This window comes from Micromonospora sp. CCTCC AA 2012012 (assembly GCF_040499845.1).
Classification (GTDB): Bacteria; Actinomycetota; Actinomycetes; order Mycobacteriales; family Micromonosporaceae; genus Micromonospora; species Micromonospora mangrovi.
Genome location: NZ_CP159342.1, coordinates 4,803,702 through 4,829,519 on the forward strand (window position 1 = coordinate 4,803,702; position 25,818 = coordinate 4,829,519).

24 protein-coding genes and 1 pseudogene are annotated in these 25,818 nt (G+C 71.1%); 7 read left to right on the top strand and 18 right to left on the bottom strand.

The genetic code is table 11. The features are described 5' to 3' along the window. Positions 1-23: 23 nt before the first annotated feature. On the bottom strand, positions 24-689 hold the full coding sequence (locus ABUL08_RS21325) for a dienelactone hydrolase family protein (RefSeq protein WP_350931724.1): 666 nt from the start codon (positions 687-689) through the stop codon (positions 24-26). A gap of 106 nt (positions 690-795) precedes the next feature. On the opposite strand from ABUL08_RS21325, the gene ABUL08_RS21330 reads away from it, so the two are divergent. From ABUL08_RS21330 to ABUL08_RS21340, 3 genes are all read left to right on the top strand, one after another. Continuing rightward, positions 796-1,188: a MerR family transcriptional regulator gene (locus tag ABUL08_RS21330; protein WP_242796230.1), complete on the top strand. Its 393-nt coding sequence runs from the start codon at positions 796-798 to the stop codon at positions 1,186-1,188. Then, positions 1,158-1,505 carry a thioredoxin family protein gene (locus ABUL08_RS21335; RefSeq protein ID WP_350931725.1) on the top strand — a complete coding sequence of 116 codons (348 nt, stop codon included), beginning with the start codon at positions 1,158-1,160 and terminating at the stop codon, positions 1,503-1,505. The genes ABUL08_RS21330 and ABUL08_RS21335 overlap by 31 nt, the downstream gene beginning before the upstream one ends. 87 nt (positions 1,506-1,592) lie before the next feature. Continuing rightward, on the top strand, positions 1,593-1,769 hold the full coding sequence (locus tag ABUL08_RS21340; protein ID WP_350931726.1) for a hypothetical protein: 177 nt from the start codon (positions 1,593-1,595) through the stop codon (positions 1,767-1,769). A 45-nt stretch (positions 1,770-1,814) separates the two neighbouring features. Here the strand turns inward: ABUL08_RS21340 and ABUL08_RS21345 are convergent, their stop codons facing one another. From ABUL08_RS21345 to ABUL08_RS21385, 9 genes and pseudogenes are all read right to left on the bottom strand, one after another. Next, entirely contained in the window at positions 1,815-4,187 is a 2,373-nt protein-coding gene (locus tag ABUL08_RS21345; protein ID WP_350931727.1) for a glycoside hydrolase family 65 protein, read from the bottom strand. Next, complete coding sequence (locus tag ABUL08_RS21350) at positions 4,184-4,933, bottom strand: beta-phosphoglucomutase family hydrolase (protein WP_350931728.1); 750 nt, start codon at positions 4,931-4,933, stop codon at positions 4,184-4,186. Before ABUL08_RS21350 ends, ABUL08_RS21345 begins: the two co-directional genes overlap by 4 nt. A gap of 53 nt (positions 4,934-4,986) precedes the next feature. Further along, complete coding sequence (locus tag ABUL08_RS21355; RefSeq protein ID WP_350931730.1) at positions 4,987-5,454, bottom strand: DUF4442 domain-containing protein; 468 nt, start codon at positions 5,452-5,454, stop codon at positions 4,987-4,989. 83 nt (positions 5,455-5,537) lie between these two features. Next, positions 5,538-6,842 carry an ABC transporter ATP-binding protein gene (locus tag ABUL08_RS21360; RefSeq protein WP_350931731.1) on the bottom strand — a complete coding sequence of 435 codons (1,305 nt, stop codon included), beginning with the start codon at positions 6,840-6,842 and terminating at the stop codon, positions 5,538-5,540. A 157-nt stretch (positions 6,843-6,999) separates the two neighbouring features. Continuing rightward, on the bottom strand, positions 7,000-9,183 hold the full coding sequence (locus ABUL08_RS21365) for a bifunctional glycosyltransferase/CDP-glycerol:glycerophosphate glycerophosphotransferase (protein ID WP_350931732.1): 2,184 nt from the start codon (positions 9,181-9,183) through the stop codon (positions 7,000-7,002). A gap of 11 nt (positions 9,184-9,194) precedes the next feature. Continuing rightward, positions 9,195-11,157: pseudogene (locus ABUL08_RS21370) on the bottom strand (DUF5941 domain-containing protein). Then, entirely contained in the window at positions 11,154-11,900 is a 747-nt protein-coding gene (locus tag ABUL08_RS21375; protein ID WP_350931734.1) for an ABC transporter ATP-binding protein, read from the bottom strand. The pseudogene ABUL08_RS21370 and the gene ABUL08_RS21375 overlap by 4 nt, the downstream one beginning before the upstream one ends. Continuing rightward, positions 11,897-12,724: an ABC transporter permease gene (locus ABUL08_RS21380; protein ID WP_350931735.1), complete on the bottom strand. Its 828-nt coding sequence runs from the start codon at positions 12,722-12,724 to the stop codon at positions 11,897-11,899. The genes ABUL08_RS21375 and ABUL08_RS21380 overlap by 4 nt, the downstream gene beginning before the upstream one ends. A 146-nt stretch (positions 12,725-12,870) precedes the next feature. Then, the gene (locus ABUL08_RS21385; protein ID WP_350931736.1) at positions 12,871-14,241 is read right to left on the bottom strand and encodes an L-serine ammonia-lyase; all 1,371 of its coding nucleotides are present in this window, start codon (positions 14,239-14,241) and stop codon (positions 12,871-12,873) included. Between the two features lie 426 nt (positions 14,242-14,667). Here ABUL08_RS21385 and ABUL08_RS21390 point away from each other — a divergent pair, with 426 nt between their 5' ends. Genes ABUL08_RS21390 through lepB form a run of 3 tightly spaced genes read left to right on the top strand, consistent with a single transcriptional unit; the run spans position 14,668 to position 16,283 of the window. Beyond that, positions 14,668-15,207 carry a MauE/DoxX family redox-associated membrane protein gene (locus tag ABUL08_RS21390; RefSeq protein WP_350931737.1) on the top strand — a complete coding sequence of 180 codons (540 nt, stop codon included), beginning with the start codon at positions 14,668-14,670 and terminating at the stop codon, positions 15,205-15,207. A 39-nt stretch (positions 15,208-15,246) separates the two neighbouring features. Beyond that, on the top strand, positions 15,247-15,801 hold the full coding sequence (locus ABUL08_RS21395) for a redoxin family protein (protein ID WP_350931738.1): 555 nt from the start codon (positions 15,247-15,249) through the stop codon (positions 15,799-15,801). Further along, a complete protein-coding gene (gene lepB, locus ABUL08_RS21400) occupies positions 15,798-16,283 on the top strand; it encodes a signal peptidase I (RefSeq protein WP_350931739.1) in 486 nt (161 codons plus the stop codon). Before ABUL08_RS21395 ends, lepB begins: the two co-directional genes overlap by 4 nt. Positions 16,284-16,321: 38 nt before the next feature. Here lepB and ABUL08_RS21405 read toward each other — a convergent pair whose 3' ends face one another. After that, positions 16,322-18,214: an ABC transporter ATP-binding protein gene (locus ABUL08_RS21405; RefSeq protein ID WP_350931741.1), complete on the bottom strand. Its 1,893-nt coding sequence runs from the start codon at positions 18,212-18,214 to the stop codon at positions 16,322-16,324. 1,163 nt (positions 18,215-19,377) lie between these two features. Between ABUL08_RS21405 and ABUL08_RS21410 the strand changes: the two genes are divergently transcribed. Then, positions 19,378-19,578, top strand: coding sequence for a PspC domain-containing protein (locus tag ABUL08_RS21410; protein ID WP_350931742.1), 201 nt, complete (start codon positions 19,378-19,380; stop codon positions 19,576-19,578). A gap of 57 nt (positions 19,579-19,635) precedes the next feature. On the opposite strand, the gene ABUL08_RS21415 is transcribed toward ABUL08_RS21410, so the two are convergent. The 7 genes from ABUL08_RS21415 to pdxH form a co-directional block, all read right to left on the bottom strand. Next, the gene (locus ABUL08_RS21415; protein WP_350931743.1) at positions 19,636-20,394 is read right to left on the bottom strand and encodes a DUF4230 domain-containing protein; all 759 of its coding nucleotides are present in this window, start codon (positions 20,392-20,394) and stop codon (positions 19,636-19,638) included. Between the two features lie 100 nt (positions 20,395-20,494). After that, positions 20,495-21,655, bottom strand: a complete 1,161-nt coding sequence (locus tag ABUL08_RS21420) for an acyl-CoA dehydrogenase family protein (RefSeq protein WP_350931744.1) — start codon at positions 21,653-21,655, stop codon at positions 20,495-20,497. A gap of 63 nt (positions 21,656-21,718) precedes the next feature. Next, positions 21,719-22,024, bottom strand: a complete 306-nt coding sequence (locus ABUL08_RS21425) for a type II toxin-antitoxin system VapB family antitoxin (RefSeq protein ID WP_073839113.1) — start codon at positions 22,022-22,024, stop codon at positions 21,719-21,721. Between the two features lie 178 nt (positions 22,025-22,202). Beyond that, positions 22,203-22,805 carry a nitroreductase family protein gene (locus ABUL08_RS21430; protein WP_350931745.1) on the bottom strand — a complete coding sequence of 201 codons (603 nt, stop codon included), beginning with the start codon at positions 22,803-22,805 and terminating at the stop codon, positions 22,203-22,205. Positions 22,806-22,823: 18 nt separating this feature from the next. Beyond that, complete coding sequence (locus tag ABUL08_RS21435; protein ID WP_350931746.1) at positions 22,824-23,753, bottom strand: aldose 1-epimerase family protein; 930 nt, start codon at positions 23,751-23,753, stop codon at positions 22,824-22,826. Between the two features lie 10 nt (positions 23,754-23,763). Then, positions 23,764-25,068, bottom strand: coding sequence for an MFS transporter (locus ABUL08_RS21440; protein WP_350931747.1), 1,305 nt, complete (start codon positions 25,066-25,068; stop codon positions 23,764-23,766). Beyond that, on the bottom strand, positions 25,065-25,742 hold the full coding sequence (gene pdxH / locus ABUL08_RS21445; protein ID WP_350931749.1) for a pyridoxamine 5'-phosphate oxidase: 678 nt from the start codon (positions 25,740-25,742) through the stop codon (positions 25,065-25,067). The genes ABUL08_RS21440 and pdxH overlap by 4 nt, the downstream gene beginning before the upstream one ends. Positions 25,743-25,818: the final 76 nt, after the last annotated feature.

A 25,818-nucleotide genomic window follows, 5' to 3' on the forward strand; every position in this document is an offset into this window, starting at 1 on the left:
CTCCACCGCCGCCAATCTCATGATCAGCGTCGGAGGGCGGGGACGGGAAGGCGGGCGGCGAACCAGGCGGCGGCGTGGTCGGCGACCTGGTCGAGGGTGCCGGGTTCCTCGAAGAGGTGGGTCGCGCCGGGGACGATCCGCAGCTCGGCGACCTCGCCCAGCTCGGCCTGCGCCTGCTCGTTGAGCACGATCACCTCCTCGTCGAGGCCACCGACCAGCAGCAGCGTCGGCGCGCGTACCTCGGTGAGGGCCCGGCCGGCCAGGTCGGGCCGGCCACTCCGGGAGACCACCGCGCGCACCCGGTCGGGCCGGGCGGCGGCGGCGACCAGGGCGGCGGCGGCACCGGTGCTGGCGCCGAAGAGGCCCACCGGCAGCGGGCCGAGGTCCGGGTCGCCGGCCATCCAGTCGACGGTCGCGGCCAGCCGCTCGGCCAGCATCCCGATGTCGAACCGCAGCTCGGCGGTGCGCGCGTCCACCGCGTCCTCCGCCGGGGTGAGCAGGTCGACCAGCACGGTGGCCAGTGACCGGTCGTTGAGCACGTGGGCCACGGCCACGTTGCGCGGGCTGTGCCGGGAGCTGCCGCTGCCGTGGGCGAAGAGCACCACCCCGGCCGGCCGCTCCGGCAGGAACAGGTCCGCCGGCAGGCCGTCCGGGACCACCGGGATCGTCACCGCACGCGTACGCATCATCGAAACCTCCAGCGCGCGCTTACCCGCCCGGCGGCCCGGTTCACCTGTTGCCTTGACGCCGACGGCAAGGTTTAGCGTGGCCGCAGAGGCGGGCGAGGGAGGTCGGATGCGGATCGGTGAGCTGGCGGAACGTGCCGGCACGAGCACCCGGACGCTGCGCTACTACGAGACCCGCGGGCTGGTCCGGCCGGGCCGCTCCGCCAACGGCTACCGCGTCTATGACGAGGCGGAGCTGCGGGTGGTGCACGAGATCCGGGCCCTGCTGGCGGTGGGTTTCGACCTGGACGACATCCGGCCCTTCGTGGCCTGCCTGCGCGCCGGCAACAGCTCCGGCGACGTCTGCCCCGACTCGGTGGCCGTGCTGCGCCGCAAGCTCGCCGAGGTGGACGACTATCTCGACCGGCTCGGCACGGTCCGGCACCAGCTGCACGACCAACTCGCCCGCGCGATCGCCCACCGGGAGGAAACATGCCTCAGGACACGCACCAGAGCCGACTGACCGCGGTCACCGACGAGACCTTCGCCGCCACGGTGCTGGCCAGCCCGGTCCCGGTGGTGGTCGACTTCTGGGCCGAGTGGTGCCCGCCCTGCCGCGCCGTCTCGATCCACCTGGCCGAGCTGGCCGAGGAGTTCGGGGACGCCCTGCGCTTCGTCACCCTCGACTCCGACGAGAACCCGCGGAGCACCCGGGCGTACCAGGTGATGTCGATGCCGACGCTGTTGGTGTTCTCCGACGGGGAGGTGGTCGGCTCGATCGTCGGTTCCCGGCCGAAGAACCACCTGCGGCTGAGCTTCGCCCGACACCTGGAGGGGTGAGGCGGAGCCGTTTGCCCCCGGACCGATCGGGAAGCCGCAGGGTGACCCCACGGCGCGGCAGCGCCCCGACGGATCGCGAGGATCGCCATGGCCAAGCGGGACAGGTCGCAGCAGCAGACCGCCGAGCGGGAACGGCACGAGGAGGACACCGAGCGCGGACGGGACTGGGCGGACGAGGCGGCCCAGGCCCGTACCTCCGACGACCCGCGCACCACGTCGCCGCGGGACGCGGCCGGCCGGCCGTCCAACGGCCGCCAGTTCTGACGTACGCCAGCCGTCCCGGCCCGGTGCGGACCGGGCCGGGACGGCTCAGGTGGCGTTCTCGGGCAGGTGCAGCAGGGGTGCCCGGCCGGGCGGCTGCTCCGGCGGCGGGCCGGACGGGCGGGCCGGCGGCACCGGCACGGTGACCGGCTGCGCGGAGGTGACCCGGATCGGCTCACCGTGGTGACGCAGCTCCAGCACGGTCTCCGGACCGCCGTTGCGCAGCGTGTACGTGGTCTGGTGCGGCCGGACGTCCACCTTGAGCCGCATCCCCCGCCACTGGAGGGAGAACTCCAGCCGGCTGAGTCGGCTGGAGAGCCGGGGCGAGAAGGAGAGCGTGCCGTCGTGGTCGCGGAGGCCGCCGAAGCCGCTCACCAGGGCGATCCACGCGCCGGCCAGGGACGCCATGTGCACGCCGTCCCGGGTGTTCTCGTTGAGGTCGTGCAGGTCCATCAGCGCGGCCTCGCGCAGATAGCGGTGCGCCAGTTCGAGGTGGCCCACCTCGGCCGCCACCACCGCCTGGGTGCAGGCGGACAGGGACGAGTCGCGGACGGTGCGCCGCTCGTAGTAGAGGAAGTTGCGCTCCTTCTCCTTGTCGGTGAAGGCGTCGCCCCGCCAGTGCATGGCGAGCACCAGGTCGGCCTGCTTGACCACCTGCTTGCGATACAGGTCGAAGTACGGGTAGTGCAGCAGCAGCGGGTACTTCTCCGGCGGGGTGTGCTCGAAGTCCCACTCCTGGAGCCGGGTGAACCCCTCCACCTGTCCGTGCACGTGCAGCCCCTCGTCGTAGGGGACGTGCATGGCGTGCGCCGCGTCCCGCCACTCGGCGGCCTCCTCCTCGGTCACCCCGAGGTCGATCGCCTCGTCCCGGAAGCGCATCGCGCAGTCGGCGGCGGTGAGCAGGTTCCGCTGCGCCATCAGGTTGGTGTAGACGTTGTCGTTCTTGACCGCGGTGTACTCGTCGGGGCCGGTCACCCCGTCGATGTGGAAGCGACCGCGCCGGTCGTGGTGCCCGAGCGAACGCCACAGCCGGGCGGTCTCCACCAGCAGCTCCAGCCCGATGTCCCGTTCCAGCTGGTCGTCGCCGGTGGCCAGGACGTAGCGGCGCAGGGCGTCGGCGATGTCGGCGGCGATGTGGAACGCGGCGGTCCCCGCCGGCCAGTACGCCGACGACTCCGGCCCCTCGATGGTCCGCCACGGGAAGGCGGCGCCCTTGAGGTTGAGGGTGCGGGCCCGCTCCTGGGCCTGGGGCAGGGTGGAGTGCCGCCAGTGCAGCGCGTCCCGCACCGCCGTCGGCTGGGTGTAGGTGAGCACCGGCAGCACGAACATCTCGGTGTCCCAGAACGCGTGTCCGTCGTAGCCGGGCCCGGTGAGTCCCTTCGCCGAGATGGGTCGCCGCTCGGCCCGGGCACCGGCCTGGAGCACGTGGAACAGGCCGAACCGGACGGCCTGCTGCACCTCCGGGTCGCCCTCCACCTTCACGTCGGCGGCGTCCCAGAACTCGTCGAGGTATTCCCGCTGCTCGCGGCGGAGCCCGTCCCAGCCGTCGAGGCGGGCGGCGGCCAGCGCCGCGCCGACCTGGTCGCGCAGGGCCGGCAGCGACCGCCGGCTCGACCAGCCGTACGTCAGGTACTTCACCACCCGCAGCGTCTGGCCGGGCTTGAGCACGCAGCCGACGGTGGTGCGGACCCAGTCCTCGTATCCCTCGGACTCGGTGGTGGTGCGTTGCGGGCCGTACACGTCGTGCGCCATGGCGGCGGCGACCCGCAGGCCGCTGACCTTGGTCCGGTGGATGAGCAGACCGCCGTCGTCGGTGGTGAGTTCCTCCTCGGCCTGCAACGGGGACTCCAGCACGGCGGCCACCCGGGGGTCGCGGCTCTGTGCGGGCAGGTTCTCGTTGGCCACCAGCTCCGACTGGAGGATCACCCGGATCTCCTGGTCGACCGCCTCCACCTCGTAGTGGATCACGGCGACCGAGCGCTGGGTGAACGACACCAGCCGGGTGCTGCGGACCTTGACCTCCCGGCCGGCCGGGGAGCGCCAGTGCATCTCCCGGTGCAGGGTGCCGGCGCGCAGGTCGAGGACCCGCTCGTGGGAGAGGAGTTCGCCGTACCGGACGTCGAGCGGTTCGTCGTCGACGAGCAGCCGGACCAGCTTGCCGTTGGTGACGTTGACGATGGTCTGGCCCGACTCGGGGAAGCCGAACCCGGCCTCCGCGTACGGCAGCGGCCGCAGCTCGTAGAAGGAGTTGAGGTAGGTGCCGGGGAGGCCGTGCGGCTCGCCCTCGTCGAGGTTGCCGCGCAGCCCGATGTGCCCGTTGGAGAGGGCGAACACCGACTCGGACTGGGCCAGCACGTCCATGTCGAGGCGGACCTCCCGGACGTGCCACGGCTCGACCGGATAGGCCCGTTCACGGATCATGCCGGGTGCTCCTTCAGCAGGTCGGCGAGGTCGGTGACCACCACGTCGGCGCCGTGCGCGCGCAGTTCGTCGGCCTGGCCGACCCGGTCCACCCCGATCACGTACCCGAAGCCGCCGGCCTTCCCGGCGGCCACCCCGGCGAGGGCGTCCTCGAAGACGGCGGCGTTGCGCGGCGCGACCCCGAGCAGGTCGGCACCGGCCAGGAAGGTGTCCGGGTGCGGCTTGCCGCGCAGGTTCCGCTCCCTCGCGACCACCCCGTCGACCCGGGCCTCCAACAGCCGGTCCAGCCCGGCCGAGGCGACCACGTCCCGGCAGTTCGCGCTGGCCGAGACGACGGCCCGGCGCAGCCCGGCGGCGACGGCCGCTTCCAGGTAGGCCACCGAGCCAGGGTAGACGTCCACCCCGTCGGTGTGGATCCGCTTCAGCAGGATGACGTTCTTCCGGTTGCCCACCCCGTTGACGGTCTCCGCCTCCGGCGGGTCGTCGGGCGTGCCCTCGGGGAGGGTGATGCCGCGCGAGGCGAGGAACGAGCGCACCCCGTCGGCGCGCGGCTTGCCGTCCACGTACCGGTTGTAGTCCGGTCCCGGGTCGAACGGCCGGTACGGCTCGCCGGTGGCCTCGGCGCGGGCCTTCAGGAACGCGTCGAAGGTCTCGGTCCAGGCGGCGTTGTGCACCTTGGCGGTCTGCGTCAGCACACCGTCCAGATCGAAGAGACAGGCGGTCACGTGAGCAGGTAGACCCAGCACGCTTGGAATCTATCCAGCCGGGCGGTCGGGCAAACCCGCTTTCGTGGCGGGGATCAGCGGTTCGGGCGCAGCGTCCAGACGACGGTCAGCAGGGAGGTGACGGTCCCGTCCTCGGTGCTCACCTCGACGTGCACCGGGAACTCGGGCCGGGTGCCGGCGTCCAGCTCGGCGATCACCTCGGCCGGCGGGCGGCCGAGCCGGGCCGTGGCGAGCACCGGACCCATGGCGATCTTCTTGTACGCCATCTCGACGCGCACGGCCAGCGGCACCGACCGGTCGAGGACCGGCCCGAACGCGGCGAGCACCACCGCGCCGGAGGCGGTCTCGCCGAGGGTGAACATCGCCCCGGCGTGCGGGCCGCCGACGTGGTTGTGGGTGGCCGGCGAGTCGGGGAGCCGGACGACCGCGCGGACGCCGCCCTCCGCCTCGGGCGCGACCTCGACGAATTCGATTCCGAGCGTACGGGCGAACGGCACGGCCTCGAGCAGACCGGCCGCCACCTGGCGAGAGTCGATGGTCATGCCCAGACGCTACTCGCCGGTAACTTTCCGGGCAAGCCCCCGGAGGGGCCCCCGCCGTCCGGCGGGAACCCCTCCCGGCACGCTCAGCGCCAGCCGACGTCGATCCGGTCGCCGCGCTCGTCGAAGAAGTGCAGGGCGTCCATCCGGACCTGGATGGCCAGCGGGTGGCCGGCCGAGACCGCCGGATACGGGGCGAGGCGGACGGCCAGCTCCGCCGGGCGGCGGTGGTGCCGGCCCGGGTCGTTGAGCACGCTGGTGCGGTTGCCGCCGCCGGTCGGCGCCGAGACCGGCGCGTCGCTGGTCCGACCGGTCAGCCGCTGCATGACCTGGCCGAACCGGCGCAGGCCGCGCTGGCCGTTCTCCGGGGTCTCGGCGGGGGCGCCCATCTCGTCCACCATGATCGCCGTGGCGCCGATGTCGAGGAAGGCGAGCGACTCGTGCCCGTGGTGTTCGAGATAGCGGATCCGCCCCTGGAGCACGTCACCCACGGTGTCCGGGGCGACCGGGGTGAGCGCCTCGGCCCGCATGCCGACCACGATCCGCTCACCGTGGTAGTGCGCCACCGCCCGGCTCCGGATGTCGTCCCACGGCAGATAGAGCGACTGCTCGCCGAGGTTCAGCGCCACGTACCGGTCGAGGTGGACGTAGACCGACGCCTCCAGCAGGTTCATCCGGGGGCTGCCGAGGAACGCCGCGACATAGAGGGTGGCCGGACGGCCGTACACCTGGGTGGGCGTGCCCACGTCCTGGAGCACGCCCTTGCGCATGATGGCCACCCGGTCGGCCATGGTCAGCGCCTCGGCCTGGTCGTGGGTGACGTAGATGGTGGTGACGCCCAGCTCCCGGGTCAGGCCGGAGATCTCGGCCCGCAGCTCGGCGCGGAGCCCGCTGTCCAGGTTGGAGAGGGGTTCGTCCATCAGGAACAGGCCGGGCCGGCGGACGATGGCCCGACCCATCGCCACCCGCTGCCGCTGGCCGCCGGAGAGCTGGCTCGGCTTGCGGCCGAGGACGTCCCCGATGCCCAGCGCGCTCGCCACGTCCTGGATCCGCTCGCCGCGCGGGGTCGGCTCGACCCCGGCCAGGCGCAGCGGAAAGCCGATGTTGTCCCCCACGGTCATGTGCGGATAGAGCGCGAAGTCCTGGAAGACCATGGCGATCTTCCGCTCCCGGGGTGGCAGGTCGTTGGCCAGCTCGCCGTCGAGCATCACCGCACCGGTGGTCGGGTCCTCCAGACCGGCCACCATGCGCAGCACGGTGGACTTCCCGCAGCCCGACGGGCCGAGCAGCACCAGGAACTCGCCGTCGTTGACGTCCAGATTTATGGTGTCGACCGCGACTGTCCCGTCCTGGAACACCTTGGTCACATCCTTGAGCGCGACGGTGGTCACCGTCTCCTCCCCCAGCTCGTCGGCCGAACCCGGCAATGACTGTGACCAGGATCATCCGATCAGCACATCGGGTAAACGTGCCATGTTCGGCTCGTGACAGGCCTATTACACCGGATCGGCGGGTACCGATCAGTAAGGTGACCGTAGAGTGACCGGGTCACGCCGGATCGTCGAGGAAGACCCGGCGGACCACCCGCTCGGCGGCGTGCCCGTCGTCCAGCGCACAGAACCGGGCCCGGAACGCCTGCCGGGCCTCCTGCGCCGCCGCCGACCGGTACGCGCCCGAGCGGAACAGCTCCAGCAGCGCCGGGAAGTCGAACGCTACCGCACCGGGCGGCTCGGCCGTCACGTCGAAGTAGACCCCCCGCGCCACCCGGTACGCCTCCCAGTCGGGCGCGTGCACGACGATCGGCCGGTCCAGCACGGCATAGTCGAACATCGCCGACGAATAGTCGGTGACCAGCACGTCCGCCGCCAGATAGAGGTCCTCGACCTGGTCGTGGGCGCTGACGTCGAGCAGCCGTCCCGCGCCGGTCGGCCGGGGCCGCCGCTGCCGGTCGTGGAAGTAGTGGCTGCGCATCAGCAGGCGACCGGTCGGGCCGAGCGCGTCGAGGAACCGGTCCGGGTCGAACGGTGGCCGCCACCCGGGCAGGTGCTCCCGGTGGGTGGGCGCGTAGAGCACCACGAGGTCGTCGGCGTCGAGGCCCAGTTCCGCCCGGACCCGGCGCACCTCCGCCGGGGTGGCCGTGGCCAGCCGGTCGTTACGCGGATAGCCCACCTCCAACGTGGTGTACGCGGCCGGATAGGCCCGCTCCCACATCTGGGTGGAGAAGCTGTTCGAGGTGACGCTGAAGTCCCAGCGGTCCACCCGGCGCAGCAGCCGGCCGAAGTCCATCCCGAGCGCGCCGATCGGATACCGCTGCTGGTCCAGCCCCATCACCTTGACCGGGGTGCCGTGGTGGGTCTGGACGTGCACCGAGCCGGGTCGCTTCCGGACGAAGTCCGGGAAGTTGACGTTGTTGACCAGCCAGCGGGCCCGGGCCAGGGTGCGGTAGTAGTCCGGGGTGCCGGCGACGACGTACTCGACGCCGGGCGGGAGCGTGTCGATCCGGTCGCGCCGGACGATCCACACGCCGCGTACCTGGGGGGCGAGGCGGCGGGCGGCGGCGTAGATCGCGGCCGGGTTGCAGGCGTACCCGCGGTACCAGTAGGCGGCGTAGACGGCGAGGGTCGGATCCATCGGTCGGCGCAGCTCGGCCCGGTAGTACTCCCGCAGCACCGCCTCGCGGGCCCGCCCCGCGGCGCGCCGGGCCACCGGCAGCACCCGTCGCCGCAGCGTCCGCGCCGAGCGCAGGGCCACCTCGCCGGCCTGGTTGACGTCGCGCAGCGCGCTGAACGTCCGCCACCGTCCCGCCGCCACCAGCCGGTGCTTGAGCCCGTCCACCCCGGGTGGCACGGCACAGCCGCCCGGCGGAAGGAAGCGGACGAAGTCGGCGTGCACCTGCGCGAAGAAGGCGGGCCGCAGCTCCGGGGCGATCCGCTCACCGTTGCCGAGCACGGTCAGGTAGTGCCAGATCATCCGCTCGAAGACGGCCGGCCGCAGCTCGGTCACGTCCCACCGGTCCATCAGGCGGAACACCTTGTGCCACTGGGCGAACACCTCGAAGTGCCGGTCGCCCCGGGTCCGGGTGATCGCCCCGGTGCGCCGCTGCCGGTAGTTCAGGCAGATCCGGTCCAGCACGCCGATCCGGTCGGCGGCCATCAGCACCGGATAGCTGAACGGGACGTCCTCGTACCAGCCGGGTTCGAAGCGGAGCCCGAGATCGACCAGGAACTGCCGGCGGACCAGCCGGTTCCAGGCGGTGTGCAGCAGTCGCATCGTCTCCGGCCGGTCCCGCAGCCGGAACGTCGTCCCGCCGGGCGGCTCCGGGAAGACGTCGGCCATCGCGCTGCGGGTGCCGGTGTTGTTCCAGTGCGCCCGGACGTGGTCGACGATCAGCACGTCGGGGCGGGTGGCGACCAGTCGGTCGGCGACGTGCGGCAGGCAGCCGGGGACCAGCCAGTCGTCGCCGTCGACGAACCAGACGTACTCGCCGACGGCCCGGTCCAGCCCGACGTTGCGGGCCGGACCGAGGCCGACGTTCTCGTCCAGGCGGACCGGGCGGACCCGGGGGTCGCGGGCGGCGTACTCGGCCAGGATCTCGCCGCTGCCGTCCGGCGAGGCGTCGTCGACCCCGACGACCTCCAGGTCACCGAACGGCTGGCCGAGGATCGAGTCGAGGCATTCCCGCAGGTAGCCCTGCACCCGGAAGGCCGGAACGACGAAGCTGATCAGTGTCATCCCGGCCTCCGTCAGCCCGGCGAGCGGTCACCCCCGCCCCACGGCGGCCGGCGTCCGTCGGGCGCGGGCCGGCAGGACCACCCAGGCGAGGACCACGCTCGCGACGAAAACCACGAGAAGGTACGTACCGAGTGTAGCCAGAGCAATACTCGTGATTCCGGCAATTGACCCGACGGCCAGCAGCCCCGACCGTCCCTCCCAGCCGAGCGTGGCGGCGTGCAGCGGCGGGGCCGACTGCCGCTTCTCCAGCCGGGCGGTCAGGTCGTAGTGGTGCAGGGTGAGCACGAAGACGTACCCGAAGATCAGCCAGGCCGGCGCGCGGCCCGCCACCCCGACGGCGATCGCGAAGAGGAACTCCCCGGCCCGCAGCGCGGCCGGCACCAGCCAGTCCAACGCCCCGGCGTGCGCCGCCCGCGCTCCGAACGCGCCGGCCAGCAGCACCAGCAGGCCCACCGGCACCGCCCAGCCCGGCAGCCGGTCCCCCGCGTGCACCGTGCGCAGCGCCGCGACCAGCAGCCCCGCCGCGCCGAGCGCGCCGAGCACCGCCAGCGGCAGCGGCCCCCGCCCGGCCGGCAGGGTCCGGGCCAGCGGGCCGTCGTCCCGGTACAGGCCGGTGTCGACGGTGGTCAGCACCGGGACCCGCATCCAGCGGGCCCGCAACGTGCGCAACGCCCCGGTGTACGCGAACGCCAGCGTCCCCCAGACCAGCACCGCGACCAGCGCCACCAGCGGACCGAAGAGCGCGGCGGCCAGCGCCATCAGCGCCCACCGCTCCCCGATCGGGAAGACCACCGTCCGCTTCAGCCAGTACGACACCGAACCGGTGTCCGCCTGCACCTTCGTCGAGGCGGCGTTCAGCTTCCCGCCGATCCCACCGGCGTCCCCGGCCGCCGGGCGGGGGCGCCGGGCGGCCTCGTCGTGCAGCACGCCGTACCAGGTGTCGGTCATGTGCCGGACGGTCTGCAGCGTGATCGCGGCGATCGCGAGGGCCCAGCCGTAGCGGAACCCGGCGTGCGTGGCGCCGTAGCCGAGACCGGCGTAGACCACGTACTCCTTCGCCCGGTCCGCCATCGTGTCCAGCCAGCCGCCCCAGGCGCTGAAGTGCCGGGTGTAGCGGGCCAACTGGCCGTCCACGCAGTCCAGCACGAAACCCAGGTAGAGCAGCACGGCACCGGCCACCAGCGCGGGACGCCCGCCGACGCCGAAGAGCACCGCCGCCGCCACGGCGAAGACCACCGAGATCATGGTGACCGCCGTCGGACCCAGCCCGATCCGGGCCGCGGCCTTCGTCACGTACGGGGACCAGGTGCTGACGAAGAAGGTGGTGAAGAAGTCGTCCCGCTCCTTCACCGACAGCCGCAGCTCCGCCCTGTCCTCGTCGACCGCCGCCACGGCGGCCTCGGCGGCGGCCCGGTCGGCCGGGTCGGTGGCCCGGTGCGCGACGAGCAGGCGTACCCGGTGGGCGAAGGTCAGCGGGCCGCGCGCCGTGAGATCCGCGAAGAGCCGGTCCACGGCGGACGCCGCCGTCGTGGCCTCTCCCCGGCCGGGGACGGTCGCCGCGGCGCGGGCGGCGGCGGCCAGGGCCGGCAGGTCGTCCGGGCCGACGCGGAACGCGCCGCCGAAGACGCCGGTCGCCTCGGGCAGCCCGCCGGGCGCGCCCACCGCGACCACCTGGCCGCGCTCCTCGCGGACCGCCACCTGACCGGCAGCCGGCGGATCGGTGAGCACCAGCGCCACCGTCGGGCCGACCGGACTGGTCGCCAGGTGCCTGAGCACTGCGGTGTGCGCCACCAGGTCGGTGCCGCTGACCAGCACCGCGGCGTTCCCGGCGCGCACCAGCTCGGCCAGCTCGCCCAGGTCGGCGGCGACCCGCACGTCGGTCGCCCCGGCCCGCCGCCACTGCTCCGCCAGCCGCTGCGCGGCGTCACCCGTCCCGCCCGCCGCGTCCGCGGCGAGCACGATCGCGAGCGTCACCGCTGCGCCGCGCCGGCGTAGGCGGCCAGTGCCTCGTCGATCGTCCCGTCGACCGTCAGCCGGCCCGCGTCGAGATAGAGCCCCCGACGACAGAACCGGGTGAGGTCCTTTTCGTTGTGTGACACCAGCACCAGCGTGCGCCCTTCCGCGAGAAGTCGCTCGATGGTCGCATAGCACTTGGCGCGGAACTCGGCGTCCCCGACCGCGGTCACCTCGTCCACCAGCAGGATGGGGTGCGGCAGGTGCGCGATCACCGCGAAACCCAACCGGACCTTCATCCCCGACGAGTAGTGCCGGACCGTGGTGTCGATGGAGCGTTCGATCTGCTCACCGGCGAACGCGACGATCTCGTCGAAGTGCCGGCGCAGGTAGCCGGTGGAGAGCCCGTGCAGGCCGCCGACCAGATAGAGGTTCTCCCGGCCGGTCAGGTCGTTCGAGAAACCCGCCGAGAGTTCCAGCAGCGGGGCCACGTCACCCCGGACCCGGATCCGCCCCTCGTCGGGGATCAGCACCCCGGCGATCAGCCGCAACAGGGTGCTCTTGCCGGTGCCGTTGCGCCCCACCACCCCGACCGTCTCGCCCGGCTCGATCCCGAACGACACGTCCCGCAGCGGCCAGAACTGACCGGCGGCGGCGTTCCGGCCACCCCGGTGGATCAGCAGCTCCCGCAGGCGCAACTGGCGGCGCCGGTTACGGACGAAGCGGATGCCGAGACCGTCGGCCTCGATGATCGGCGGCATCACAGTTCCTTGAGCACGGCCGGTTCGAGGCGCCGGAACGCCCACCAGCCGGCCGCCAGCACCAGCAGGCTGCCCAGCACCGTGCTGACGAGCAGTCGGGCGTCGGGGAACTCGTCCGGATACCAGATCGAGTGGTGCAGCTGGAAGATCCCGACCAGCGGGTTCAGCTCGTACGCCACCTTCACCCAGGTCGGCATGCCCGACTCCCGCACCAGGCTGAGCGGATAGATGATCGGGGTGGCGTAGAAGAGCAGCCGGATGATCAGCCGCATGAACCGCTCGATGTCCCGCATCAGCACGTTGAACGCCGACAGCAGCAGCGAGATCCCCACCAGCAGGACCAGCTGCACCGCCACGGCCAGCGGCAGGGCGAGCAGGGACCAGCCGGGGTGGATCCTGCCGTGCCAGGCGTAGATCGCGGCGATGCCGAGCAGGATGGGCAGGCCGGCGGCGTACTCGGCGAAGCGGCCGGTGACCCGGCCGATCGGGAAGACCTGCCGGGGCACGTTCATCGTGGTGATCAGCCGGGCCTGGCCGGTCAACGCGTTGGTCGCCTCGTTGATCGCCGAGCTGGCCCACATCCAGGCGAAGATGCCGGTGATCAGGAAGAGCGGGTACGACCCCGCCGCGTCGCCCAGGTGCCGGCGGGTCGCCCCGGAATAGAGCACCCCGAAGACGAACCAGTAGATCAGCCCCATGCCCAGCGGTTCGATCAGCGACCAGAGATAGCCCAGCACGGACTGCTGATACTTCACCGCGAGGTCCCGCTTCACCAGGATGCGCAGCGAGTTGCGGGCCGACCAGAGCGCCGCGACGCCTGTCGTCACCGCCCCATCCTCGCCCCCACCGCCGTTCCCCGGCGGCGCTGACCGGCCGGGTCACCCCATCGGGGTCAGCACCGACGACGTCGGCGGCGAGGCGGCTGGTGCCGGTCAACACCCGACGACGTCCGCGGCGAGGCCGCCGGTGCCGGTCAGCACTCGATGACGTTGACGGCGAGGCCGCCGCGGGCCGTCTCCTTGTACTTGACCTTCATGTCGGCGCCGGTCTCCCGCATGGTCTTGATGACCTTGTCGAGCGAGACGTGGTGCACGCCGTCGCCGCGCAGCGCCAACCGGGCCGCCGTGATCGCCTTGATGCTGGCCACCGCGTTCCGCTCGATGCACGGGATCTGCACCAGCCCACCCACCGGGTCACAGGTCAACCCGAGGTTGTGCTCCATGCCGATCTCGGCCGCGTTCTCCACCTGCTCCGGGCTGCCGCCCAGCGCCTCGGCCAGCCCGGCCGCCGCCATCGAGCAGGCCGACCCGACCTCACCCTGGCAGCCCACCTCGGCACCGGAGATCGAGGCGTTCTCCTTGAACAGCACGCCGATCGCCCCGGCCGCCAGCAGGAACCGGACCACCCCGTCGTCGGACGCGCCCGGCACGAACCGCGTGTAGTAGTGCAGCACCGCCGGGATGATGCCCGCCGCGCCGTTCGTCGGCGCGGTCACCACCCGGCCGCCGGCCGCGTTCTCCTCGTTGACCGCCAGCGCGAAGAGCGTCACCCAGTCCATCACCCGCAGCGGGTCGGTGGAGAAGACGTCCGCCTCCAGGCCACGCCGCAGCTCCGCCGCCCGACGGCGTACCTTCAGGCCGCCCGGCAGGGTGCCGTCCCGGCGGCAGCCGCTCTCGACGCACTCGCGCATCACCCGCCAGATCTCCAGCAGCCCCGCCCGCACCTCCCCCTCGGTACGCCAGGACAGCTCGTTGGCGAGCATCACCTCGCTGATCGACAGCCCGTTGCCGGTGGTCACCGCCAGCAGCTCGGCACCGGTGAGGAACGGGTACCGCACCCGGGTGGTGTCCGGCACGATCTTGTCCGCCCCGGCCGCCGCCTCGTCGACCACGAAGCCGCCGCCCACCGAGTAGTACGTCCGGGCCCGCAGCTGCCCGCCCGCCGCGTCGTACGCCACGAAGGTCATCCCGTTCGGGTGGTACGGCAACGACCGCCGGCGGTGCAGCACCAGGTCCCGGTCCGGGTCGAAGTCGATCTCCTGCGCGCCCAGCAGGTGCAGCCGCCGCCCGGCGCGGATCTCCGCCACCCGGGGACCGACCCGGTCCGTGTCGACCGTCTCCGGGGCCTCCCCCTCCAGCCCGAGCAGCACCGCCCGGTCGCTGCCGTGGCCGTGCCCGGTCGCGCCCAGCGAGCCGAAGAGCTCCGCCTGCACCCGTACCGTGTCGGCGAGCAGCCCGTCGGCCTTGAGCCCGGTGACGAAGGTCCGGGCGGCGCGCATCGGCCCGACGGTGTGCGAGCTGGACGGCCCGATGCCGACGCTGAAGAGGTCGAAAACACTGATCATGGCTGCACTTTCCTCGCCGTCGTACCCGTTGTGCGGAGTCCGGCCCGGTCATGCCGCCCCGGTCCGGGACGGCTGGCGGGCACCCGGGGTGTGGGCGCCCGACCGGCGAGCCTACCCGCCCAGCTCACGCCCCGTCCCCACGCACACCCGCCCCTCCCCGACCCCGCCAAGTTCCAGCCGCCAGAAGCAGTCAGAACTTACTGTCGTAGATCTGCCGCCGGCGGGGCTTCCCTCATCCCGGTAGGTCACCGTGACAGCTGGACGAAGTGACGTTGACGCATGGCTGACGATCGAACCGAACACCGTCGGCGGTCACCGTTCCACCGCTCCGGGGCCCCTATCAGCTCAGAAGATCAGGTATCTTCGGCACACCCGTTACTCAGGGGTCGCAGCAGCATTGGCGTGGTGGAGCGGAGGTGACCGATGATGCCGGAAATCTGGCCGTCCGGGCTTGTCGTGGCCTGTCAGGCCGCCATGGCAATAATCTTTGCGGTCGCCGCGGGCAGCAAGGTATGGAAACCAAGCGCTTTCCGCCAGTTCTGCAACTCCCTGTCGAGGACACTTCCCATTCGGGGACGCCTTACGTCAGCGCTGGCCGCCACCGTGTTGCTGACCGAGGCGGTAGTCGCGCTCTCCGTCACCGTGCCCGCACTTGCGACCGGGGCGTTTGTCCTCGCAGGTGTCCTGCTTGTTTCCTTCACCGGCTCCACTCTATACACGCTCCGACAGGGCTCGCGTGAGCCCTGCTTCTGCTTCGGGATGTCCGCCAAGCCGGCCGGCCGCCTGGAGGTTCTCAGGAATCTCATCCTCCTGGCCATTACGACCGTGGGCTTCGCGGGGGCAAGGGATTCCGGGTCCCTTACCTACCCCTCGCTGGGGGTGACCGCCCTGATGGTCTCGGTAGGGTGCGTGTTCGCACTACTGGTGATCAACGCCCGAGAGATCGTCGATCTCGTGAAGCCTTAGCTCGCCCTGACCTCACTGCCACCCCTTGATTGGAGAGCAATGACCGTGCTCGCGATTGCCGTCGTGTTCGTAGGGCTATTGTGTCTGCTCAACCTGCTATTCACTCTAGGTGTGATCCGCCGCCTCCGGCAGCACACTGAACAACTTGCCAAGCTACCCCGAGTGGACGAGCCGATGGAGCCCATCAAGTTGCCGACGGGAGCCGAGATCGGGGAGTTCTCCGCGACGGCGACGGACGGTACGGAAGTAACCGACGGCACGCTGCGGAACGGCGGCCTGGTTGCCTTCCTCTCGGCGACCTGCCCGGCCTGCGCCGAACAGCTTCCGGTCTTCGTCGAACGGCTCAAGAGCAGCAGGCTCAAGCGAGACGAAACGTATGTCTTCCTCATCGGAGATGAAGCAAAGCTCGAGACGATGAAGGCGCAGCTGACGCCGCTGGCGCGAGTGGTGCTACAGCCGCACGGGGGGCCGGTCACGAAGGCCTTCCAGGTCGCCGCGTTTCCGAGCTTCGTAATGCTGGACAAGGGAGCGCGAGTTGCCGCGTCAACGGTCTTCCCGGACGAGTTGCCGATCGCTGCGGCGGCCACCGCGTGAGACGCCAGCTACTCTGGACGGCCGCCGCAGCAGCGGCCCCGGTCCTAGCGGCAACGGCTCTGACCTGGGCTCGACGCCATTTTTCAGTCGTCACGATCGCCGGCGGTTCCATGGCACCCACCTATCAGGACGGCGACCGGGTTCTCGTCAGGAGAACGGACGTACGATCCCTGCGCGCCGGAGACGTCGTGGTGATAGAAGAGCCGCGAAGCGGTGATCAAGGTGGTGAGGTGGCACGGTCGGACGTACACCAACCAGCAACGCGAGAATGGATGATCAAGCGGATACTCGCCCTTCCCGGCGAGCCCGTACCACGGGCGGACGTTCCGGCTCTGGCGACAGCTCCTGGCGAAGTGGTGCCACGGGGCTGCGTCGTGGTGGTCGGGGATGCCGGGCGTCGCAGCTACGACTCAAAGCAAGCAGGGTACTTCTCGCTCGATCGGGTGCTCGGAGTCGCAGTACGTCCGATGCGGGCCAACTGAACACAGATGGCCCCTACCGACTGCCGTCACGGCCCCGGTCACACGGGCAGAGAGGGCTCCCCCTCCGATGGAAATTCGCTGTTCTCGACATAGCCACTCGCTTGGATGCTGAACAAGCGGGCATACATGCCGCAGCGGTTCATCAACTCGCCATGCCGACCCTGCTCCGACACTTTTCCGTCAGCGATCACCACAATGTTGTCCGCATCACGGATGGTACTGAGTCGATGGGCGATCAAGATACTGGTGTGGCCTTCCCGGTAATCACGGAGCAGCCGATGGAGCTTGTACTCAGCTTCAGCGTCGAGACCGGCACTGGGCTCGTCCAGAATGAGCAGATCACTGCGCTGGCGCATCAGGGCGCGAGCAATCGCAAGCCTCTGCCACTGTCCGCCCGAAAGGACCACCCCGGTCGAGACATCCTGCTTGTCGGCGAAGCCGAAGAACAACCGGGAGAGCATGGTGTCGTAGTTGTTCGGTAGCCTGGCGACGAACTCGTGACACCCGGACGATCGCGCGACTTCCGCGATCCGCTCTTGATTTTCCAGCTCCACCACATCCCCGACACCGATGTTTTCGGAAACCGTCAGGTCATACTGCATGAAGTCCTGAAAGACTGCGCGGATTCTCCGGCGCAATTCAGCCACAGGCACCTGGGCGATGTCGATTCCGTCCCAATAGATGGCACCTCGGCTCGGGTCATAGAATCGGCAGAGCAACTTGACGATCGTGCTCTTACCCGCGCCGTTCAGGCCAACGAGAGCTGTGGCCCGACCGGCAGGAATCTTCAGGTTTACCCCACGAAGAATCCAGGGGAGGTCGTCCCCGTAACGGAACCAGACGTCCCTTAGCTCAATCCCCTCACGCAGTGGCGCGGCGGGAAGCTGCTTCGGGTCCGTTGCGGGCGGTAGATCGGGTGACTGCTTGACGATATAACAATAATGATCGAACATCAACGATGCTTCGTACGCACCAGCGATGCTCTGTATCAGCCGACCCAGCCCGCTCTGCACCCCAGCGACCGAGGCAATGAAGACCGACACGTCGCCGATGCTCAGCGCACCTGTCCGAGTGGCGTTCACCGCCCACACGAGCCCACCACCGGCAACCAGCGCACCCATCAGTCCGAGCCCTCCCTGGACCAGAATCTCCCGCCGGTCCATCCGTTCATGCTGGGAGTTCACCTCACGCAACTCGGAGACCATCCTGCTGCGGAACAGGTCACCAAGCCCGTAGAGCCGGATTTCCTTGGCCGCGACAACATTCGTCAGCAGATCCGCATAGAACATCTCGCGCCGCTGCGAGCGACCCACGTCCGTCATCATTTGGGCGCGCCTACGATTGAGTAGTAGCTCGGCGCGGAGGGTGGGGATCGCGGCGATGAGCACGACCACGACAGTCCACGGGCTGAGCAGTAGCAGCGTTCCGACAAAACCGCCTACCACCAGTGCACCCTGCCCGAAAGCCAGCACCTGCTCGATGAGTTGGGTCGGGCCTGTACCCGAAGCGGCGCCGGCCATCTGCAAGCGATCATGAAAGTGCGGATTTTCGAAACGTGAAAGACCCGGAAGGCCGACGACAGCTTGGTAGAGCCTCTCCCGGGCGACGACCTCGACCGCCCGTCCCATTCGCCGTTGCACGTATCCGCTGATCTGGGCCACGACGATACCGACCACGCCAACGACGGCGAGGGCCATGGCCGGCCCGAGGAAATACCGTGCCTGCATCGTGTGCGTCGAGGCGAGCCGGTCCAGCATGACCTTGGTCAACCATGCGGCCACCACCGGCACGAGGCCACTGACGGCCGTCAGGATGATCCTGATCAGAATCAGGTAGCGCGAGGAGGCCCAGGCGAGGCGGGCGGCTTCCGCGAGACGCGCGGCAAGTCGTTGAGTGGCGACCCCGTCTGGAGCCGGTTCGGCGGTACTCACGATCAAGTCGCACCCTTCGCTCGGACACGGACGACCCTGCTGACCGGTGACGACGCATCCCGAGCAGAGCGGCTCGGCGCGCGGCAGCGGTGTTCGCCCGGTCAAGCGAGCCTGAGGAGGCTGCACCGCAAACGCTCGCGAGCATACAACCGGAGCTTGCGGCGTTCTGACCGGCGCGACACCGGCGGGATCACAAGGGACAGTGGTGAACCACTATCTCTGCTAGGGTCGGTCTGACCGACAAGGGGCGGGGGCCTGGAGGGAAGTGCATGGATATAGATCTATGCCGCAGTAAACTTGAGTCGACGGCGACAAGCCGGCTCGAGACGGTCGGGACACTGGACTGATTTCGCCGATCGGTCATTGAGGTGCGAACACCTCGTCGCTTCCGCCATGTGAGGTTTCACAGCAGAAAGCTGGCAACTGCCGGTGCGGTTCACATAATTTGTCGCAGCTTTTGGTTGCGCCCTTCTACCGGCCCTCTCGTAACCCAGAGCGATTTGCCGGCGGTGAATGGTCACTTCATGAAGAAGGTGGTTATGTTCAAACTCGTAGAGCGCTTGAGCGACCGGGTGCTGTCGATGGTCGTACCTCAGGTGGAGGCGCGCGCCGCCCTGTGTTCCTGCGACCCCGGCACGCAATGGTGGGGGGCTGGTTGCGGCTGCTACGTCGAGATCCTCTCCTCGGGGATCACGATCTCCTGCTACCAGCGTCGGCGGTACACCTGCCGAAGCGACTGCCAGACCACGTCAAGTGTCTGCAAGTGCTACAGCTCGACCTGTTGAGGCACTGACCGCGAGCGTTGTGCGCAACCTGGCGTTCTGAACTCCGGGGTCTTCGGTGGCGCGTGGGCATGTGTCGTCCGCCCACCCCACCGGAGGCATCGATCTGGCGCATCAGTAGACAGTTCGGCCAGAGATCAGTCAGACCGGGCGGCGGATCACATCTGCCGCCCCGTGACAGACAGCTCATTTCAACCACAGCTGCACTGCCCCGGCCCGCCGAGCATCAAGGGCCGGTGCGACGCGTCGGCGACAGGCGCCCCGGGTAAGCACCTACGGGTGCCCGGGCCGCCGATCCTCCTCGCGGCCGAGGGCACGGTGGGTGCCCCTGCCTACCGTGGAATGCAGCGCGGCGGATCGCCGCAGAGTGGGAGTACGACGATGAGTCGCAAACTGGTCCGACCCCGTCAGGGGCGCATGCTCGCCGGTGTCTGCGCCGGCCTGGCGCAGCGGTTCGGCATGTCGGCCGGCATGATCCGGCTGCTGTTCCTGCTGTCGCTGCTGCTGCCCGGCACTCAGGTGATCGTCTACCTGGTGCTGTGGATCCTCATGCCCAACGAGGACGCCTACGCCCGCTACTGACCTGCACCGGCCGACGCCCGCTCCGGCAGGACCGGAGCGGGCGTCGCCATGTCCGCGTCAGGGGGCGGCGTAGGTGACGGTGACCTTCTCGTAGCCGAGGGAGCGGAGCAGGCCCTCCAGCATCTTGCGGGTGTTCTCCTGGGCGCGGGCGGTCAGCCCGCTGTCCCGGGCCGCAGCGGTGATCTTGTCCTCGGCCAGCTGGTAGACCTGCTGCTGCTTGTTGGGGTCACCGGCGACGAGGTCGTTGATCCGGTTGATCAGGCCGCGCTGCTCGGCGAAGACGTAGCTCTTCTCCAGATCGAGGTTGGTCTCGCCGAGCTGCGGCGCGGGGAGCTTGATCTCCACCGACTTGCCGTCGGCGGACTCCACCACCGCCCCGTCGGCGATCTTCGCGAAGTCGACGTACGCCTCGACGCTGCCCGCCCCGACGAAGAGGGTCCGCTCGTTGAGCAGGAACGCCGGCACGTTGTTCCGGTCCTTCTGCAGGTCGACGACGACCTGGAAGTTGCCCTCGGCGGCGACGTAACGGCTGAGGTCGCGGATCGACTTGAGCAGCGGCGGCTGGCTGCGGTCGGTCTGCTCCTTGGCGAACGGGTTGCGGAAGTCCGGCAGGATCCCGGTCGCCTGCACGCCGAGCAGCACCACCACCGCGAGCGCCGCCGCGCCGAGCACCGCCAGCAGCCCCCGGGTCGCCCCGCCCCCGGTCCGCCCCGGTGTCGCATCGGCGGGGACGTCGGACCGCTCCCGCAGCGACTCACCGGTCGGATAACCCGGGAACTCCCTGGTGGGCTCGTTGATGTCACCGTCGCGGGCCATCGCCCTCACCGTCCTCGTCAGAAACATCGACTGGTGATGACGTTACGGGCACGGTGCGACACCCGCGCGGCGAGCAACCCGAACGGGTGAACGACGCAGGTCAGGCGAAGGCGGAGAGCCCGGTGAGGCGCTGCCCGATGACCAGCTGGTGGATCTCCGAGGTGCCCTCGTAGGTCAGCACGCTCTCCAGGTTGTTGGCGTGCCGCATCACCGGATATTCGCCGGAGACGCCGTTGGCGCCGAGGATCGTGCGGCACTCCCGGGCGATCGCGATGGCCTCCCGGACGTTGTTCAGCTTGCCCACGCTGACCTGCTCCGGCCGCAGCTTCCCGGCGTCCGCGAGTCGGCCCAGGTGCAGCGCCAGCAGCAGACCCTTGTTCCACTCGACCGCCATGTCGGCGAGCTTGGCCTGGGTGAGCTGGAAGCCGGCCAGCGGTCGGCCGAACTGGGTGCGGGTGGTCGCGTACGACAGGGCCGTCTCCAGGCAGTCGCGGGCCGCGCCGAGCGCACCCCAGACGATGCCGTGCCGGGCCTCGGTCAGGCAGCTCAGCGGCGCCTTCAGCCCGATCGCCTCGGGCAGCCGGGCGTCCGCCGGGAGGCGTACGTCGTCGAGGGCGATCTCGCCGGTCAGCGACGCCCGCAGCGACATCTTGTGCCGGATCTCCCGCGCCGTCACCCCGGGGGTGTCCATGGGTACGGCGAAACCCCGCACGCCCTCGTCGGTGCGGGCCCAGATCACCCCGACGTCGGCGATCGGCGCGTTGGTGATCCACATCTTGGCGCCGTTAAGGATCCAGTCGTCCCCGTCGCGGCGGGCCCGGGTGGCCATCGACGCCGGGTCGGAGCCGTGGTCCGGCTCGGTCAGCCCGAAGCAGCCGATCGCCTCACCGGCCGCCATCGCGGGCAGCCAGCGCTGCTTCTGCTCCTCGCTGCCGAAGCGCCAGATGGCGTACATGGCGAGCGAGCCCTGCACCGAGACCAGCGAGCGGACGCCGGAGTCACCGGCCTCCAGCTCCAGGCAGGCCAGCCCGTACGCGACGGCGGAGGCACCGGCGCAGCCGTACCCGCTCAGGTGCATGCCCAGCAGGCCGAGCTTGCCGAACTCACGGGCCAGCTCGCGGGCCGGCACCTGGCCGTCCTCGTACCAGCCGGCGACGTGCGGGCGTACCCGGTCGTCGACGAGCTGGCGCACGACGGACCGGATCTGCCGCTCCTCCTCGCTCAGCGACGCGTCGATGTCGAGCAGGTCGAGAGGGCTCATGGCCGCCACCTTAACGAGTCTTCAGGCCGCCGTCACGCGGCCGCCGGCCGCCGACCGCCGGCGTCACTCGGGCTGGCCGCTGAGCACCAGCACCCGGGCGTGGATCTGGTTGCGCTGCTGGAGTGCCGCGCGCAGCGCCCGGTGCAGACCGTCCTCCAGATAGAGGCCGCCGTTCCACTGCACCACGTGCGGGAAGAGGTCGCCATAGAAGGTCGAGTCCTCGGCGAGGAGCTTGTCCAGCGCGAGTTCCCGCTTGGTGGTGATGAGCTGGTCCAGCCGCAGCGGTCGCGGCGGGATCTCCGCCCACTGCTTGAGCGTGAGGTTGTGCTCCGGGTAGGGACGTCCGTCCCGGACCGCTCTGAAGATCACGGCACGCTCCCTCCCCGTCGTCCGGCCGCACCGCGGCGTCCGGCCGGTGCCCGGCGGGGGGCCGCGCGGTGCGGCTGATGATGTCCGTGCCAGCCTAGCCGCCCCCGCCACACCGCGTTTTACTCCCTCATGTCGGTTTCGCTACCGCCCGTACCCGTAGCGGGCGGGACGAACCGCATCAACTCCAGCGACCACGGCGGACCACCTCACCGACCGGTCGACGACCCCGGCGCAGCGACGGTGACCGGTGGTCGGGGGATCGGTAACCCACCGTCACGGCGCCGATCGGCTGGTACTCCTCGGGCACCCCGAACGCCTCCCGGTACGCGTCGAGCCGCTGCGGCGGGATGCCGAAGAAGCACGCGCCCAGCCCCTCGTCCACGGCGGTGAGCAGCATCAGCAGGGCGGCGAACCCGGTGTCGACGAACCAGTACGGCACCGGCCAGCGCTCCGTCGCGCGGTCCGCCCACCCCTTGTCCGGCTCGGCGTACCGCTCCAGGTAGGCGGAGCGGTTGGCGTGCGGCACGACGATCAGCGGCGCCCGGCGCATGCCGGCCAGCCAGCGCTCCCGGCCGCCGCCGGCCGGGGTGGCCGCCGTCCAGAAGAGTTCCCGGTCGGCCGGCGTCTCCAGCACCAGGAACCCCCAGCCCTGCGCGAAGCCCGCCGAGGGCGCCCGGATGGCGTGCTCCAGCAGCCGCTCCACCACGTCGGGCGGGACCGGGCGGTCCGGGTCGTAGTTGCGCACCATCCGGCGCCGCCGGACCACCTCGGCGAACTCCACTGCCGCTCCCCCGCCGCCTCAGACCCCGGGCCGGATGCCCCAGGCACCCCGCCAGGTCCGCCCCGGCTCCAGGGTGATCACGTCCCGACCGGAGCGGAACGCGTCGGCCGGGCAGGTCATCGGCTCGACGGCCACCGACCGCCGGTGCCGCTCGCCGCTCAGGGTGTCCCCGGTGAAGACCTGCCACCAGCCGAACCCGCCGTCCGCCCAGACGTGCACGGCGGCGGAGTCGTCCGGCGCGGCGAGGGTCACCGTGGAGGTGCCGTCGGCGTCCGGCGTCACGTCGCCGAAGGCCACGTCGAGCACCGCGTCACCGATCGGGCGGGGCTCGGTGTAGTCGTACTCGGTGCCGGCGACGCCGGTGACGCCGACCGGCAGCAGCCGGCCGTCCAGCAGCACCCGGGACCGCCCCGGCACCCGCAGCGACACCTCGTCGACCGGGACGCCCGGCAGTTGCAGGTACGGGTGCACGGAGTAGCCGTACGGGCAGGGCTCGGCGCCGAGGTTGGTCACCTCGTGGGCGACCCGCAGCCCGTCGCGGCCCACGCTCCAGCGCGTCCGCAGCCGCAGCGGCCAGGGGTAGCCGGGGGTCGGCGGCAGTTCGTACCCGACGGTGACCGCGTCGTCCGTCTGCTCGACCAGGTGCCACCGCACCCAGTTGACCAGGCCGTGGATGGCGTTGCCCCGGGCCGGCTCGGTCAGGTCGAGCTGGTACGACCGCCCGCCGAAGGCGTACTGCCCGTCCCGGATCCGGTTCGGCCAGGGCGACAGCACGTGGCCGGCCGAGCCCGGGGAGAGTTCGTCCGCCCCGTACCCGTCGACGTAGTCCACCCCGTCGTGCCGGTACGACCGCAGCCCCCCGCCCACCTCGACGATGACGGCCTCGTGGCCGTCGGCGGCAATGGTCCACTGTGTCCCCGACGGGGGACGGGTTGCACCGTTCTCCATGCCGGGGACCTTAGTCCGTTCCGGGGCGGTCGGCGGGGGGCGTGGCGGCGGCGCGGTAGCGCAGCAGGGCCGGGAAGGCGACCACCAGCAGCACGGCCAGCGCGGCGGAGACGAGGCCACCGCCGACCCACGCCACGCCGGTGCCGAGGCCGGCCGCAGCCGCGCCGGCCCGCAGGTCACCCAGGCGCGGCCCGCCGGCGACCACGACCGTGTTGACCCCCTGGAGCCGGCCGCGCATCCGGTCCGGGGCGTAGACCAGCAGCATGGACTGCCGCAGCACGGCGCTGACCAGGTCGGCGGCCCCGGCGACGGCGAGCAGCGCGACCATCAGCCAGAGCCGGTGGGCCAGCCCGGCCGCGGCGATCGCCAACCCCCAGCAGACCACCGCCACCACCAGGGCGAGGCCCTGCCGGCGCAGCCGGCCGATCCAGCCGGAGGTGAGGCCGCCGACCATCGCGCCGATCGCGATCGCGCTGTAGAGCCAGCCCACCGCCGCGCCGCCACCGAACCGGCTCGCGGCGACCTCCGGGAAGAGCGCCCGCGGCATCGCCAGGATCATCGCGATGAGGTCGATGGCGAACGACGAGAGCAGCACCGGGGTGGTGGCCAGGTAGCGGAACCCGTCGACCACGCCGCCGAGCCCGCCCCGGCGGACCTCACCCTCGGCGGGTGGCTCCGGGGGCATCGCGGGCAGCCGGAGGGTGGCCACCACCAGGCCGGTGAAGAGCAGCGCGTCCAACGCGTACGCGATCGGCAGGCCGGGACCGGTGCCGAAGGCCGCGAAGATCAGGCCGGCGGCCAGCGGCCCGACCACGGAGGCGGCGGTGTAGGTGGTGTAGTTCAGCGTGCTCCCGGCCGGCACCAGCTCGGCCGGCAGCAGCCGGGGCAGGATCGCGGTGCGGGCCGGCGAGCTGATCGCGAAGGCGATCGAGTGCACCGTGACCAGCGCCAGCAGCAGCACCGGGCTGCCGCCGCCGATCAGCGCGTGCACCAGCAGCCCGGCCATCGAGGCCCAGAGCAGCGCCGAGCCGGCGAGCAGCACCCGCCGCCGGTCGCGGGCGTCGGCCACCGCGCCGCCCCACAACCCGAAGACCAGCAGGGGTACGAAGCCCGCCACCCCGAGCAGCCCGACCCAGAACGAGTCCCGCGTGAGGGCGTACATCTCCACCGGCACCGCCACGGCGGTGAACTGGAAGCCGAGCATGGCGATGGTGTTGCCGAGCCACATCCGCCGGAACGCGGGCACCCGGAGCGGGCGCAGGTCGATCGCCCAGCGCCGCGCGTCGCGCGACCGGGCCTCGGTGAGCTTCGTCACGGCGCGAGCCGCTCGGTGACCCAGTCGCCCCCGTCGGTACGCCGGAACCGCAGCCGGTCGTGCAGCCGGCTCGCCCGCCCCTGCCAGAACTCCACCGTCTCGGGGCGCACCCGCAGCCCGCCCCAGTGCGGCGGCGCGGGCGGCTGCGCCACGTCGGCGAAGCGCTCCGTCACCGCCCGGTACGCCTCGTCGAGCACCGTCCGGTCCGGGATCACCCGAGACTGGTCGCTGGCCCACGCGCCGAGCTGGGAGCCGCGCGGCCGGCTGGCGAAGTACGCCTCGGTCTCCGCCCGGTCGACGCGCTCCACCCGCCCGGTGACCACCACCTGACGCTGCATGGCGAACCAGGGGAAGACCAGGCTGGCCCACGGGTTGGCGGTCACGTCCGCGCCCTTGCGGGAGCCGTAGTTGGTGAAGAAGACGAAGCCGTCCGGGTCGTACCCCTTGAGCAGGACGGTCCGGCCGCTGGGGCGACCGGCGGCGTCGGCGGTGCCGACGATCATGGCGTTCGGCTCGGGGAGGGGGTGGGCCACCGCGTCGGCGAACCAGCGGTCGAACTGGGTGTGCCAGTCGGCCGCCAGCTCGGCTTCCGAAAGGCCCAGGTCGGGGGCGTACTCGTTACGCATCCCCGCCGGGCGCACTGTGTCGCCGGTCACGTTCCGCTCTCCCCTCATCGGGCCTGGTACGTCCCCCGACGCTGGCCAGCCCCCACCGACCAGTCTGGCCGACCCGGCGGACGCGTCCAGCGGC